This window comes from Paraburkholderia sp. XV (assembly GCF_020177535.1).
GTDB lineage: Bacteria > Pseudomonadota > Gammaproteobacteria > Burkholderiales > Burkholderiaceae > Paraburkholderia > Paraburkholderia caribensis.
Window position 1 is genome coordinate 1 of the sequence record NZ_JAGUUD010000055.1, and the last position, 14,673, is coordinate 14,673.

The following is a 14,673-nucleotide window of genomic DNA, read 5'->3' on the forward strand; positions in this document are numbered from 1 at the left end:
CTAGATAACGCATCGCGGATGCCAGCGAAAGCAAAAGCAAATCGCGGATGCCAGCAAAACCAAAAGCAACCCAAGCCGCCCGCGCCACGAAGGCAAAACGCAACCGGAAGACCAAAGCCCCAAACGCGATCCTCCCACCCCCAATGCGATAGAATGTCGCCCCTTCCCAAACCGCAAAAAATCCCTTTGCGCCCACGCGCAAACCCAAACCGAAACCTTTATGGCCAAACTTCTGTCCGACCTCGAATTCCAGCGTTTTTCCGAACTCCAGCAGAAGCAGGCAAGCTTCACCATCACAAGCGAAGAAGCCGACGAACTCCGTGAAATCGTCTCCCGCGCGCAGCAAAAACGCGACGACCGCGCCGCGGCAATGAAGCAGATCGAAACCTTCATCGCGCAATTCGACATCACGCCCGACGAACTCTTCTCGGCCGATCAGATCGGCGATGCCGCCCGCAACTTCGGCCTGATTCCCGCAGCAAAGAAAGAACGCATGCTGCCGCCGACAGTCACGTTCAACGGCAAGCCATATCAATGGACCCGCGCGCTGCCCGACGAAGTCCGCGTGCCGCTGTTCGAAGCCTTCACCGCAGGACAATCGGTGAAACCGTTCATCGCCACACCGAAGGACGCAGTGCGCTGCGCAGCGACGATCGCGCGCCTCGAACGCGAAACGGGCGCGACTTACGCCCCCGAGTGGCTCGAAGAACTCTCCGTGTCGCGCGAACAGGTGGACGCGGCAGCGATGAAGCTCGCAGCTTAAACACTCGCTCAGCGACGCGTGTTCGCAGAGGCAGAGGCCGAGCCAGAACACGCAGGCGACGCGCCGAACCCCACGGCGCCTGTCTCATCCGGCTGATCGAGCGCCATCCTGAAGCCGACCACGCCCGGGTCTTCCGTACGCGTCGTCGTGAAGCCGACTGCCGTCGCCAGCCCGATCATCGCCGAGTTCTCGCGCAACGCCTCGCCGATAATCCAGTGCGTGCCGCGCGAGCGCGCATACGCGATGATGCGCTCCATCAACAGACGCCCCAGCCCCTTGCCCTTCTGATCCGAACGCACGGCCATCGCGAACTCGGCCGTTTCGTTGTCCGGGTCGGCGACGGCGCGCACGACGCCCAGCGTGTGCGTCGAACCGTCGTCGTTCTGTGTCGTCGCGATCAACGCCATTTCGCGGTCGTAGTCGATCTGCGTCATCCGCGCGAGCTGCGAATGATCGAAGCTGCCGACCGCGCCGAAAAAGCGCAGGCGCAGATCGTCGGGCGTCATCGATTCGACGAACTCCCGATGCGCCGCTTCGTCTTCCGGGCGAATGGGCCGCACCGTAATACGCTGGCCGCGCCAGTCGAGCGTCTCTTCATAGCGCCGCGGATACGGCATGATCGCGAAACGCGTCCGGTTCGCCGACAGCCACAGGCGCGGCGCGACGATCGCCGCGCCGTTTCTCATCACGCGCAGCACGAGCTTCAGCGAAACGATCTCGCGTATCTCCGACACCGCCTGCGAGATCGACGTCAGCGTAGTCAGAACCGGCTCGGGCGCGACTTCGCGCGAATACGCCGAGTTCGACAGGATGTCGCCCGACAGCACAGGGTTCAGCGGCGGCAGGCCGAACACGCACATCGGCCGCGCTTCGTCGTGCTCGGACGGTGCGGTGAAACGGAACACCGGGCCGAAGTTGGCGTCGTCGCGCAGCTCCACCGTGATATCGACGACGGCGTTCTCACGCGCCTCGTCGGGCACGGTGCGCAGCCCGAAGTGCGCGAGCAGCCCCGCGGCGGCGTCGCCTTCGAGCTGCGTCACGCCCGACGAGAGCGCGGCGCATGCCTGCGCCTGCGCGGCGTCGATCGCTTCGGGCACGCGCGCGGGCTGACCTTCGGGCGTCTGCATCAACAGCTCGCGCACGAGGCGATACTCGACGAGACGCTCGAACGCGCGCGCCAGCCGCTGCGGCGTGGTGTGCACAGGAATGCCGTGTTCGTGCAACGCGTCGCGCGTCTCGCGCTTCACGCCGCCGAAAAAGCACGCCAGCAGCCCGCGATACGCGTAGCGCTGATTCGCGATCAACGCCTGCGCCACTTCCTCGACGGGCGCGCCGTGCGTCGACGCGTGCACGACGAACGCCGTCCCCGTCGAACGCTGATCGGCGAGCACCTTCAGCGCCGTGCCGAAATGCTCGGCGCGCGCGTCGCTGCCGAGCAGCAGCGGATTGCCGGGCACGGCGCGCGGCAACGCTTGGGCAAGCGCATCGACGGCGCCTGGCGGGCATGGCGCGAGCGTATCGCCGGCGGCCTTGAACGCGTCGGTGGCGAGCGTCGCGACGCCGCGGTCGCTCGTGATCAGCGTCGCCGTCGCGCCCGCCGCCACGCGACCCACGCCCAGCGTTTCGATTTCATCGAGCAGATCGTCGAGCGCATCGACACGCACCATGCCGGCGCGGCGGAATGCGGCCGTGTAGAGCGCATCGTCGGGATCGCTGCGGCCCGAGCGCAATGCCAGCACCGGCTTGTTGCGCGCCGCCGCCCGCGCCGCCGACATGAACTTGCGCGCCGCCTTCACGGAGTCCACTTCGAGCAGGATCGCGCGGGTGCTGGGGTCGCTCGCGAGATAGTCGAGTACGTCGCCAGCATCGACGTCGGCTTCGTCGCCGAGCGCCACCGCATGCGAAAAGCCCAGGCCGCGCGCATGCGCCCAGCCGAGCACCGCGTTCGTCAACGCATTCGACTGCGACACCCACGCGACGCCGCCCGAGCGCACCGTCACGGATGGCGCGCCGAGATGCGCCTTGAGCGCGGGCGTGATGACGCCAAGGCTGCCCGGCCCGACGACGCGCAGCAAATGCGGCCGCGCGGCGGCGAGCGTGTGGCGCACGTCGGCGCGGTCGTCGTCGCAGTGCGCCTCGCCGACGATGATCGCCGCGCGCGTGCCGTGCCCGCCGAGCGTGTGGACGATGGCAGGCCACGTCGTCGGCGGCGTGCAGATGATCGCAACCGTCGGCGCTTCGGGCAGATCGCCCGCGTTGCCGACGCAGGCGTGGCCGTCGAGCATGTCGTACTTCGGATTGACGGCCCAGACGGGGCCGTCGAAGCCGCCTTCTATCAGCCGCTTCCAGACCATCGCGCCCGTGCTGCCCTCGCGATTCGAGGCGCCGATCACGGCGACGGATTTCGGGCGAAACAACGCGTCGAGATTGCGTACGGTCACGGGTGCTCCGCGAATGAGTGGGTGCGCGGCCAAAGCGCGCACGATTCCATCAGGATAGGCGATGAGCGTCGCGCTGTGGGACGGGTTGGTCGAAGGCGGCTGGGTTCATTCGACGTTTGCGCGTGCTACGGGCTTGACCGGGGACGTGCGGACGAACCGCCGGGCAGGCGCGCCATCCGTCCGCCCGCTGCCGCCCCGCGCACCATGTAGAATCGCCTCCGCGGCTCGCAGCGCGGCTTTCCGTCGTGCCACTGTTGCGCATCGGTCAAGAAAGCGCATGCGGGTGTAACAGAGAAGAACGATGAGACTGAAGGAAGGTTTATGCGGCGTCTGCCCTCGCTGATCGCGTTGCGCTTTTTCGAAGAGACGGCACGGCACATGAGTTTCAACCGCGCTGCCGTTGCGCTGTGCGTCACGCAGGGCGCCGTCAGCCGGCAGATCAAGATTCTCGAAGAATCGCTTGGGGCGAAGCTCTTCGAGCGCGATCACAAAGGCATCCGTCTGACGAAGGCCGGACAGCAGTTGCTGCCGTGCGTGTCCGAAGCGTTCGACACGCTCGAGCGCGGCACGCGCCAGGTCACGACGGCCAAAGGGCGCCGGCGCCTCGTGCTGTCGGTGCCGCCCACGTTCGCCACCCAATGGTTTTCGCCGCGCCTCGGCTCGCTCGCCATCGAGTTGCCGGACGTCGAACTGTCCGTGCGCACCGGGCCCACCGACGACTGCCACTGCAACATCCGCTTCGGCCGCGACGCGCTGCCCGACGCGCATTCCGAGCTATTGATGATCGAGCGGCATACGCTGGTCGGCGCGCCGCGCCTTGGCGGCGAGCCGCTGGACAAACTGCTGGAAACGCTGCCCGCGCTGCACGTACTGCACAACGACGCACGCCTGAACCTGTGGCCCGACTGGCTCGAAAAAGCGGGCCTGCCCGCGCATTACGCCGACAACGGCATCGAGTTCTCGACGCTCGAACAGGCGATCCACGCGGCGCGCAAAGGCGTGGGCCTCGCGATCGTCGATCGCAACATGATCATCGAGGAACTGGGCGAAGGCAGCCTCGCGCCGATGTCGGATATCGAGGTGAGCGGGCCTTATGGGTACTGGCTGGATATCGCCGAGCGGCATGCGACGCTCGAACATGTGCAGGCGTTTGCGAGCTGGATGCGGGAGCAGGTGCTGGGCATGGCATGACGGTGCGAACAGATCAGGTATCGTCGGCACTCGCCTTGCGGCCGATCAATGCGCTGATACCGGTCACCCGATAGATTGCGCTGTTTCACAGGCGGCGTAATCGTGCGATGGCCTCATTGCGTTTCGTCGACGCTTGCCCGTCGGCGAAACCAAACGGAATCCCTGAACCGGCACCTGGGCCGGCATATGGGCCATCGCCGCCGCGCTCAACCTTGAACGCTGCCGGCGCCACGGGCCATGTATGAATCACATTCCTTCGAAACGTTGCCGCGAGCGCGTACTTGCCTTCAGAAATGCACTGCTTGCACTGATCCTGACGACGCCCGGCATACCGGCGGCAAACGCCGCGTGCACCTTCGCGGACGGTGTATCGACGCAAACTTACACGTTCGACATTCCCACGATCAACGTGCCACGCGATGCCGCCGTCGGCTCTGTCGTGTATACGTCGCCGCGTCAGCAGGCTCAACCCGCAACGGGAAGCTACGCAACCTGCGTCTTCCAGGTCAGCTATAGCTACGGCGTGACGGGTGCGCCACTCGTCGCGAACATGTCCAACACCTATGCGACAAGCGTCCCTGGAATCGGTATCCGCTTCTTTGATTCGAAAGGACCCGGCGGCGGGCAGCAGTATTGGGGGCCAAACAACACGGGGAGCTATACCGGCAGCGGCAGTGAGACGCACAGCGCCAACGGGGGCGACTACTACGGCATCGAGCTTGTCGTGACGGGCGCCATCGGGCCCGGCACGATCACCCCGACGGCCAGTGGCGTGTATTCGCTCGGCGGGCTGACAATCTCGGTCTTGCAGACCACGAGCGGCCAGATCGTCGCGCAAACTTGCCAGGTCATTACCGACCCAAACATCGACCTGCCGGACATTGCGGCGAGTGCGCTGTCGTCGACCGGGTCTACGGCAGGCCGCACGCGCTTCGACATCACGCTGGCCAACTGTCCGCCGCAACTCCATGCGATCCAGTACCGGCTTGACGCGCCGGGCGGCGTGATCAATGCGGCTGCAGGTACTTTTTCGGTGAGTGAAACGTCGACTGTGAAGGGCGTCGACCTGATGGTCACGGATGATTCCGATAACCCGTTCGCTCTTGGGACAGCACACACGCTCAGTCAATACAATCCATCGACAGGCGGCACTTACCCGATCGGCTTCAATCTCAAGTATTACCGCACAGGCGCCGTCTCGGCCGGGATGTTGCAAGGGCAGCTTACCTATACGGTCTCGTATCAGTGATGCCGTGGGTGTTGCGTATGCGCAAACCGGCGCGCATTTGAAAGGACGGGCCGGGCGGCCCGTCCTTCGCTTTACATCGCCTTCCGGAACGGCGCGCCCGAATGTTCGCGCAGTTCGTTGAACACAATCTTCGGCCACGCCTTTTGCGCGACTTCGATCTCGGAGATGTGCGACGCGAGATAGGTTGGCGCATCGGCGGCATCGTAGGCGATACGTTGCGCGTAGGAATCGCAGAAGCGGCGCAATTCGGCTGCGTCGTCGCAGGTCACCCAGCGCGACATCCGGTAGCGCGCCGGCGCCATCCGCACATCGACCTTGTATTCCGTCGACAGACGGTGCGACACCACTTCGAACTGCAGCTGCCCAACCGCGCCGAGAATGGTCAGCCCGCCCATGACCGGCTTGAACACCTGAATCGCGCCTTCTTCGCCGAGCTGCTTCAGCGCTTCGCCAAGTTGCTTGGAGCGCATCGGATCGACCACTTCGACGGTCTGGAAAATTTCCGGCGCGAAGAACGGCAGGCCGACGAACTGCAGCATTTCGCCTTCCGTCAGCGTATCGCCGAGACTCAGCGTGCCGTGATTCGGAATACCGATGATGTCGCCCGCGTACGCTTCGCTGACCGTCTCGCGGCGCTGCGACAGGAACGTCACGACGTTGTTCGCACGGAACGTCTTGTTGTTGCGCGTGACCTTCAGCGCCATGCCGCGCTCGAAACGTCCCGAACACACGCGGATGAACGCGACGCGGTCGCGGTGCGCCAGGTCCATGTTCGCCTGCACCTTGAAGACGACGCCCGTGAACTTCGGCTCGTCCGGCTGCACCGGGCGCTGCACCGTCAGACGCGCGGACGGCGGCGGCGCGAGATCGACCAGCGCATCGAGAATTTCCTTCACGCCGAAGTTGTTGATCGCCGAGCCGAACAGCACGGGCGACTGCTGGCCCGCGAGAAATTCGTCGCGATCGAACGAGGGCGTTGCGCCCGTAATCAGATCGATCTCTTCTTTCGCGCGTACCCAGGCGTGGCCGAAGCGGCGCTCGCCTTCCGCGTCGTCCGGCGCGCGCAGCGTTTCGACCGCGCCGCCGAGCGTGTCCTGCCCCGCGCGGAACACGCGCACCTGATCGTTCTGGATGTCGTAGACGCCCTGGAAGTCCTTGCCCATGCCGATCGGCCAGGTGAACGGCACCGCCGATACACCAAGATGCTGTTCGATTTCGTCGAGCAGATCGAGCGGCTCGCGCACTTCGCGGTCGAGCTTGTTGATGAACGTGACGATCGGCGTCTTGCGGCTGCGGCAGACTTCGAGCAGCTTGAGCGTCTGCGCTTCGACGCCGTTCGCGCCGTCGATCACCATCACGGCGGCATCGACGGCCGTCAGCACGCGGTAGGTGTCTTCCGAGAAGTCCTCGTGGCCCGGCGTGTCGAGCAGATTAATCACGCAGTCGCCGTACTCGAACTGCATCACCGAACTGGCGACGGAAATGCCGCGCTGCTTTTCGATTTCCATCCAGTCGGAGGTCGCGTAGCGGTTGCTCTTGCGGCCCTTCACGGTGCCCGCGATCTGGATCGCGCCCGAGAACAGCAGCAGCTTTTCGGTGAGCGTGGTTTTACCGGCGTCCGGGTGGGAAATGACCGCGAACGTGCGGCGGCGTTTGAGTTCGGAGACTGACATCGTGTGAGGCGGCTAGTAGGGTTCGGGCGCTTCCGGGCAACGCAGGCGGCGCTCGCGTGTCCGCTCCGCCCGGGGAGGCGCGCCTGGTACGGCAAATCCGGGCCACGGACGGCGGACGCCGCGCGCGACCGGTAAAACATGCAGGGATGCCGGGTTGGGACAGCGCCGGGACGAATGATACACGTCCGCGGTGGGGACGTATCGGCAGAGGGTGCCGGGTCAGACTCCTAACCCGCTGCGCGGTGCTCGCGCCCTGCGGCGAAACAACACTCACTGATACGACATCGTGAACGTCGCCAGCGCCTTGATACTGCCGGCCGAAACCGTGCCGGTTCGCACATAGCGGGCACCCAATGGAACCAGAAGCTTGCCGTTCGGCGAATCGCCGATCAGCCATTGATTCGCATTTCCCGGAGCAGCCGAATCCGCGCCGAAGGACACAGGAGAACCAGTGCTGTTCAGCACCTGAATCCCAACACCCTGCGCAGTCGAATCGCTCGATAGCGTCAGCGTATTGGTGCGGTTAGATGGGTTGACACTGTCTGTCAACGTGATCAACACCTTCGCGCCTGTGGCACAGTCGAGCGACAACTGGAACGGTTGCGAAGGAGTGACCGCTCCAATACCCGAGGCAAACGCCTTCGTGTCAGCATTGGGAAGGTAAACGTACACATTGGACTGACTGATCGAGCACGTTGCATGAACGAACTGGCCAGTCGCCGCCCCCGTGTACAAGGAACCCTTGTTCCATGAGGTGTCTTGATCACTCGATGTATACATGATCGTCACGGCCGGGACGGTTGAAAGCGCCTTCGTGCCTGGCGCAATCGTTCCCGTAACAACCAGCGTCGGCGTGACGGTTATATTGGCGTTCTGATAAGGACCGTCCAGAGGTCCACTGAAGTAGCAGCCTACCTGCGCTTGACCATTGGTCATCACGACATGTGTCGCGTTGCATTGCGCCGAGTCGAAGGTATAACGGATGCCGATTCCAGCGACATTCGTCTGGTAAACATCGGTGAATCCGGGTGCAAGCTGCGATGTCGCGAAATTTGCGTAATTGGTCGCCTCAGTCACACTGTTCACCCGGGTAACAAAGTGACAGCTCATCTGGAAGGTGCTGGGCGCGAGGCTGGCCAGTGTCTGCCCGACCGGTGCGGCGACAGGCACAGAAATGGTACCCGCCGAAGCCGTCAGGGAAATATTGGCAATCTCGCATGCAATGTTCGCGTGCGCAGGTGCTGACGTCACGCCCGCCAGCACGAGTAGCGCAAGGCGCAGGAAATACCGCACACGTGCAATATCGTGCCAGAGGATCCGGCGGAGATCACGTGCGGACGCCGACTTCGTTATTTTCTTCGCAAACATTTCACCAGTCTCCTCAAATTCCTCAGCTCCGTTGAGCGGAACCCGTGTCGGCAACAACCGGTCTGTTCGCTTTAACGCAATGTGCTTCCAACGACACATATGCGTCTCCTGCCTTGTTGCTTTTCACCGGCAGCGAATACTGGACACGGCACACATCTTCGTCCTTCTCGCCGAACTTCACGACCAGCGTGCCCACGTCGTCGAGACCCCGCGCGAAAATCCGGCTGTCCTGAGCGACGACGCCGATGACGTGTCCGTTGCCATCCGTGACTTCGGCGCCGAAAGGCAGTGGCGCATCGCCCATTTGCGGCGCCCGGATCAACGCCGCACGCCCCGTCACCGTCTTGTACTTCAGCATCACCACCGAGCCCAGTCGCGGTGCCACGCGCTCCGACGTGGACACGAACTCCACATCCGTCGACGAACCCTGCGGGTCGATATCGACCGTGTTCATTCCGTATGCCGCGAGGAACGGCACGACCGCGTAGCCGCGCGAGTCCACCTTCACACCCGACGCGCTCGACACCGTCGCGCCTTCCGCACCCTTCGCCTCGACAATCCCGAACGTATCGCCGACCGTCTGTGAGAACGTCACACCGCCCGGATGCGCGACGATCGAGCCGCTCACGCCCGCCGAGACCTGCGTCGCGCTGGAGCCCGCGCTCGCCGAGGCCGTCACCTGCGAATAAGGCGCGCGCCACGTGCCGCTGACGCCGCCGTTCACATTCGCACCCGACGACGAACCCTGCCCCGCCGTCGCATACGCGTTGTACGAATACTGGTTGCGCTCGCCCGCCGAGCCGCCCAGGCTCGTTTGCGCCGTCGCCGCGCCGTTGCCCATGTTCAGATTGGTCGAGAGCATCGGGGCATGCTGCGTGTGGCCAAGCGGAATCGTCGTGCTGAGCATGATCTCGTTGGACAGCGTGCCGTCAGCGCTGCGCGTGCGGCCCGCAGTAACACTATAGGTGCCGTACTTGAAGCCGTTCGAGTAACCCGCCTGGTAGAACACGTCGCGCCCGGGACGGTTCCAGTAATGCTGCGACGAAACCGTCGCGAATACCGAGCCGCGGTCTTTCAGGTTCTGGTTGACCGTCAGTTGCAGACGGCCGCGCGCCTGGTCGGCCGCGTTGGCATCGCCGCCATGCAGCGCGGCGTCGCGTGTACGCGCGGCTTCGGCAAGACCCAGATAGCCAGCGTCCGAGTAACGATATGCGCCCAGCGCGATGTTGGTATCGGTTGCGTCGACGAACTTGCTATAGCCGATGTGCAGACTTTGCCCTTGCTGCGTCCCCGCGCCGGGCACTTGCGTGCGCGCTGTCGTGACGTCGCCCGCGACGGCGCCGAATTTAGTGTTGAACGCCGCGCCCAGATTCGCCGCGACATAACCGTTCGATACGATGCCGCCGCCGTACAGCGTGACGAGATTCGTCAGCCCGCGCTGCACCGTGAACTGCGTGAAGCCAGGCTTCGTTTGCAGCGAATCGTCGCGCAGTACGCCTGCCGTTACCGCAAAACGCGTCGTGCCCGCGCGCAGCGACTGCGCGACTGCTGCATACGGCACCGTGAAACTGCGGGTACGTCCATCGGCTTCCGTCACGGTCACGTCGAGATTGCCGCCGTAGCCGGTTGCGTACAGATCCCTGATTTCGAACGGACCGGGCGACACGCTCGATTCGTAAATCACCTGGCCATTCTGGCGCACCGTCACGCGCGCGTTCGATTCCGCCGTGCCGCGCACCACAGGCGCGTAACCGCGCAGCGATTCGGGCAGCATGCGGTCGTCGGTGGCGATCTGCGCGCCGCGGAAGGCAACGCTGTCGAACACGTCGCCAGTCGTTTGCGCGTCGCCGAGCGTCGCCTGCGAGCGCAGTTTGGTGACGTCGTGCTGCACGTAAGTGGCGATGTTGTCGAACTGCGCCGACTGACCCGTCGCCGACGTCATCGACGATTGATGCCGGAAGTGCCAGCCGCCGATATTCACACCGCTGTTCAGGCCGAGATAGGCTTGCGTCGAATGCACGCCGCCGCTGTCCGAACGATACATGTTCGCGTTGTAGCTGAGGAAGCCTGCATTCACGCCCTTGTCCCACAGCTCCGGCGCGACGTAGCCGCGCGCCAGATTGTGCATGTATTTTTGCGGAATCGTGATGGCGAGCTTTTGTTCGCCGAAGTCGAAGTCGACGGTTGCATCAGGAATGATCGCGCTTACATCAATGCATTCGTCAGCGGCCCGCGCGGATGCCTTCGCATCGTCGCTTGCCAGCTTCGAGAAATCGACGCCGTAGCGCTCAAGCATCTTGCGCGTCAGACATGCGCGCGCGTTCTCGCCTTCATGCGTCGCGACGAAGCGCACGGCGTCGCGCGCGACGGGGTTGTCGTTGACCACGATGTCGACCGTGTAGGCACCCGGCGACACGACGTTGCCGCGCCCAAGGCGCGCGACGTCGACCCGTTGCGAGTCGATCTGCAGAAACGTCGTATCGAACTCGACCGCGCCGCCTGCTTCCGCCGCACACGCGATGCCCGCATTCATCAAGCCTGCCATCGCAAATACGGACAGCACGACGGCCGTGACGGGATTCAGGATGAACGAACCGGCTGCTGCACTTGCCGGGCGTTGCGATTGGCGTTGGCGTGAGGGTTTCATGATCCGATAACTTCGATTCAGAAGAACTTTGGCCTGTCGATCAGGCATGAATCGATGTTATGGATTTACGAGATAGGAGTACCTCAGACGACTCCTAATTTTGAGATGCTCAAGATCCGCGCGCACAAAGGATCAGCGCGTATCTGATCGCCTCGCGCGAACGTCTTTTTGAGATTTCAAGCAGATGAGGGCCGCCGGCGAAACCGGCGCCTCGAGCAGGAGAGAAATGCGTTAAGGCGCAATGTCCGCGTCGCCTTCGATTGCGCCGCCGAAGTCGTTGATCGCGACGTAGTGCACCTTGCCGGACTTCACGCCGTTCATCTGCGGCACCGGGATGATCTCCTTGCCGCGCGGCGCGACCATACCGCCGCGTTCGTTTTTGTACGTAGCGCCGCTCGACGACACGCTGATCTCGCTGAACGAAACGTGATACGCCGTCGGGTTCGACACCGCGAGCGCCTGGCCCTTACCTTCCGGAGCCGGTACGACCTTCCAGTCGAGCTGGCGCGGCGCCTCGTCCGGCGTGCCCTGCAGCTTCGGCGGCCGCACGAACACCTTGATGCGCGTGCGATAGGCGAATTGCAGCGTATTGGCGTCAGGCCTGGCGTCGGCTTTGGGCGGCACGTCCAGCACGTTGAGCCAGTACACGGACTCGCGGTCCTGCGGCAGTGCTTCCCCGCTGTACATGACGCGCAGTGTCTGCGACTTGCCCGCATCCATGCGGAAGATGGGCGGCGTGATGACGAACGGCGCCTTGCTGTCGCCCGGCTTCGCGTCGACGTTGCCGTCGTCCATCCAGACCTGCACCAGCGAAGGCGCGCGACTGTCGTTGTTCAGCTTGACAGTCACTTCGCGCTGATCCAGCGGATACACGACCCGCGTGCCGCCAATCGTCACGCTCGCCTGAGCCGCGCCCGCGAACAACGCACATGCCACGCCCGCACCAGCCAGCAACCGACCTATCGTTTTCATCGCTTCACCTTTTACTGCGCGTTATCGAAACAATCTTTCTGAAGAGGGTGTTTGCTGCAACAAACACCCTCTTCGGTCCCGCTTACTGGTACTGCATTGTGTACTGGACCGACGTGCTGACGCTACCCGGCTGCGCCTTGCCCGTGGCGTAGTACTGCGCGAAGTAATTCAGCATCGCCGCGCCGCCGGTGATGACCGCGCCGTTGGTCGCTGCGTCGTTGTTCGCGTTGGTCAGGATGTTGATCGGCTGCATCGTCGCGTTCAGCAGGCGCACTTCGACGTTCTGCGCCGGGGAAGCGGATGCCTTGTTCAGGAGGTAACCGCTGCTTTGATCGACGTTCGAGCCGTTTTCGAAGCGCGCGACAGCCTTCGTCGCCGTGCCCGAGCAGCCACTCAGCGAAAACCTGATATCGCCGAGGTTCGACGTGCCGGCCGTGGCGCCAGCCGCGGCCAGCGAACCGGCCTGGACGGTCGGCAGGGTGACCGACACATCCGCGGGCGAACCCGCCGCGACACCGTTGATCGAGCAGGTCGTGTCCGACACTGCGCCGTTGATGGTGATCGTGCCGTCGGCGGCGTGTGCTCTCATCGATTGAAGACTGACGATGCCCATTGCGACGATGACGACTGCGGGGATGAGGCGCTTTTGCATTTGAATGCTCCTAAATTTCTGATGGACGAATCAAGGCTGATCTGGAAAATCCGGCGGCACTTTCGCGTTGACGAGATCGCACCGCTTACGCTGATCGATGCTGTCCGGCCTGCTACTTTGTTCGGCCGCGTCGTCGTTCAGCACAGAAACAATCTTAAAATTGGCTCGCCAACGAATATTTAAGACGATTCTCAAATTTTTGAGATTGTCGCGCGGCCAACGAATACCCTGAAACGCCATTCGGAACACCGGCTCCACGGTCTAGCGCAGTTTTTTTGCGATACAAGAAACATTTTCGAGATTGGGTCTAAGTCCCAGAAACGTCGTCCGCACATCTCAAAAGTCGCAGTGCAAAAGAAAAAAGCCCGAAGCGCTCGCGAAGAACGCTTCGGGCTTCCCCGGGCCTGCGCTCCGACAACCGAGCGCCGCTACGACTAGCCGATCGTCACTGATACGACATCGTGAAGGTCGCCAGCGCCTTGACGCTGCCCGGCGTTACCGCGTCCGTCCGCACATAGCGGGCGCTCATCGGCACCTGAAGCGTTCCGTCCGGCGAATCGCCGATCAGCCACTGGTTCTGGTTCCCCGGCGCAGCCGAATCCGCGCCGAAGAACACGGAAGCGCCGACGCTGTTCAGTATCTGAATCCTGATGCCCCGCGCGGTCGAGTCGTTCGTCAAATTCAGCAAATTGGTCCGGTTATCCGGGCTGACGCTGTCGGTCAACGTGATCAACACCTTCGCGCCCCTCGCGCACTCGAGCGACAACTGGAACGGTTGCGCAGGCGTGACTGAGCCAATGCCGACCGAAAATGCCCGCGCGTTGGCGGTTTGAAGCGAAACGTACACATTGGGCTCTTTCACCGAGCACGTCGCATGAACGAACTGGCCGGTCGCCGCCCCCGTGAACAAAGGATCCTTAACCCATGAGGTGGTTTGATCGCTTTCTGTAAACAGGATCGTCACGGGTGGGATGGATGAAAGCGCCGTCGTGCCTGGCGGCAACGTCCCCGTAACAACCAGCGTCGGTGAGACGGTGATATTCGCGTTCTGGTAAGGACCGTCCAGAGGTCCACTGAAGTAACAGCCGACCCGCGCCTGACCATTGGTCATCACGACGCGTGTCGCGTTGCATCGCGCCGAATCGAAGGTATAGCGGATGCCGATTCCGGCGGTACCCGTCTGGTAAACGTCGGAGAATCCTGGCGCGAGCTGCGTCGTCGCGAAATTGGCGTAGTTAGTCGCCTCAGTCCCAGGGTTCACGCGGTTCACAAAGCGGCAGCTCATCTGGAACGTGATGGGTGGAACGCTAGCTATCGTCTGACCGACCTCTGCCCTGAAAGGCACCGAAATGGTCCCCGCCCAAAGCGGCAGGTTAACATTTTCGAGTCCGCATGAAATGTTCGCCTGCGCGGGAGCCGACGTCGCACACATCAGCACGAACAGCGCAAGGCGCAGCATCCGGCGCAGCGGCGCAACATCGCGCTGGATAATCCGGCCGACAACATGCGGCGATGCCGGCTGCAAAATTCTCGCGTCAAACATGGCATGGGCCTCCCTGGTCGGTAATCGGCGTGGCATAAGCCGCCGAAGCAGCCAGCAGCACGGCCATCAGCACGGCCATCTGGAGCGATCGCCTGAAACACCGTGCGCCGCTACGTTTAACCATCGTCGCCAGTTTCATCTCGTCCTTCTCCTGATATGCAAAGCCTCTGGTCG

Annotated in this window: 13 protein-coding genes; 3 read left to right on the plus strand and 10 right to left on the minus strand. The window is 63.2% G+C overall.

Annotated features, from left to right (window positions below):
* Positions 1-208, minus strand: a 208-nt coding sequence (locus KFO72_RS23595) for a hypothetical protein (RefSeq protein WP_225033164.1), incomplete at its 3' end; no start/stop codon positions are given.
* A 12-nt stretch (positions 209-220) separates the two neighbouring features.
* Between KFO72_RS23595 and KFO72_RS23600 the strand changes: the two genes are divergently transcribed.
* Positions 221-763 (plus strand): hypothetical protein, encoded by a 543-nt coding sequence (locus KFO72_RS23600; RefSeq protein ID WP_062917231.1) that lies wholly within the window; start codon positions 221-223, stop codon positions 761-763.
* Between the two features lie 8 nt (positions 764-771).
* Here KFO72_RS23600 and KFO72_RS23605 read toward each other — a convergent pair whose 3' ends face one another.
* Entirely contained in the window at positions 772-3,204 is a 2,433-nt protein-coding gene (locus KFO72_RS23605) for a GNAT family N-acetyltransferase (RefSeq protein WP_225033165.1), read from the minus strand.
* 321 nt (positions 3,205-3,525) lie between these two features.
* Between KFO72_RS23605 and KFO72_RS23610 the strand changes: the two genes are divergently transcribed.
* Positions 3,526-4,395 (plus strand): LysR family transcriptional regulator, encoded by an 870-nt coding sequence (locus KFO72_RS23610; protein ID WP_054933373.1) that lies wholly within the window; start codon positions 3,526-3,528, stop codon positions 4,393-4,395.
* A 241-nt stretch (positions 4,396-4,636) separates the two neighbouring features.
* Positions 4,637-5,644 (plus strand): fimbrial protein, encoded by a 1,008-nt coding sequence (locus KFO72_RS23615; RefSeq protein ID WP_225033166.1) that lies wholly within the window; start codon positions 4,637-4,639, stop codon positions 5,642-5,644.
* Between the two features lie 71 nt (positions 5,645-5,715).
* On the opposite strand, the gene KFO72_RS23620 is transcribed toward KFO72_RS23615, so the two are convergent.
* The 8 genes from KFO72_RS23620 to KFO72_RS23655 form a co-directional block, all read right to left on the minus strand.
* Positions 5,716-7,317 carry a peptide chain release factor 3 gene (locus tag KFO72_RS23620; RefSeq protein ID WP_054933371.1) on the minus strand — a complete coding sequence of 534 codons (1,602 nt, stop codon included), beginning with the start codon at positions 7,315-7,317 and terminating at the stop codon, positions 5,716-5,718.
* Between the two features lie 270 nt (positions 7,318-7,587).
* Entirely contained in the window at positions 7,588-8,685 is a 1,098-nt protein-coding gene (locus KFO72_RS23625; RefSeq protein WP_054933370.1) for a fimbrial protein, read from the minus strand.
* A gap of 22 nt (positions 8,686-8,707) precedes the next feature.
* Positions 8,708-11,332, minus strand: coding sequence for a fimbria/pilus outer membrane usher protein (locus tag KFO72_RS23630; protein WP_225033167.1), 2,625 nt, complete (start codon positions 11,330-11,332; stop codon positions 8,708-8,710).
* 231 nt (positions 11,333-11,563) lie between these two features.
* Positions 11,564-12,304 (minus strand): fimbria/pilus periplasmic chaperone, encoded by a 741-nt coding sequence (locus KFO72_RS23635; RefSeq protein WP_054933368.1) that lies wholly within the window; start codon positions 12,302-12,304, stop codon positions 11,564-11,566.
* Positions 12,305-12,386: 82 nt separating this feature from the next.
* Positions 12,387-12,956 (minus strand): fimbrial protein, encoded by a 570-nt coding sequence (locus KFO72_RS23640; protein WP_060604859.1) that lies wholly within the window; start codon positions 12,954-12,956, stop codon positions 12,387-12,389.
* Positions 12,957-12,986: 30 nt separating this feature from the next.
* Positions 12,987-13,196 (minus strand): hypothetical protein, encoded by a 210-nt coding sequence (locus KFO72_RS23645; RefSeq protein ID WP_225033168.1) that lies wholly within the window; start codon positions 13,194-13,196, stop codon positions 12,987-12,989.
* Between the two features lie 205 nt (positions 13,197-13,401).
* Positions 13,402-14,499: a fimbrial protein gene (locus KFO72_RS23650; RefSeq protein ID WP_054933366.1), complete on the minus strand. Its 1,098-nt coding sequence runs from the start codon at positions 14,497-14,499 to the stop codon at positions 13,402-13,404.
* Entirely contained in the window at positions 14,492-14,638 is a 147-nt protein-coding gene (locus KFO72_RS23655) for a hypothetical protein (protein WP_225033169.1), read from the minus strand. The genes KFO72_RS23650 and KFO72_RS23655 overlap by 8 nt, the downstream gene beginning before the upstream one ends.
* Positions 14,639-14,673 lie beyond the last annotated feature (35 nt).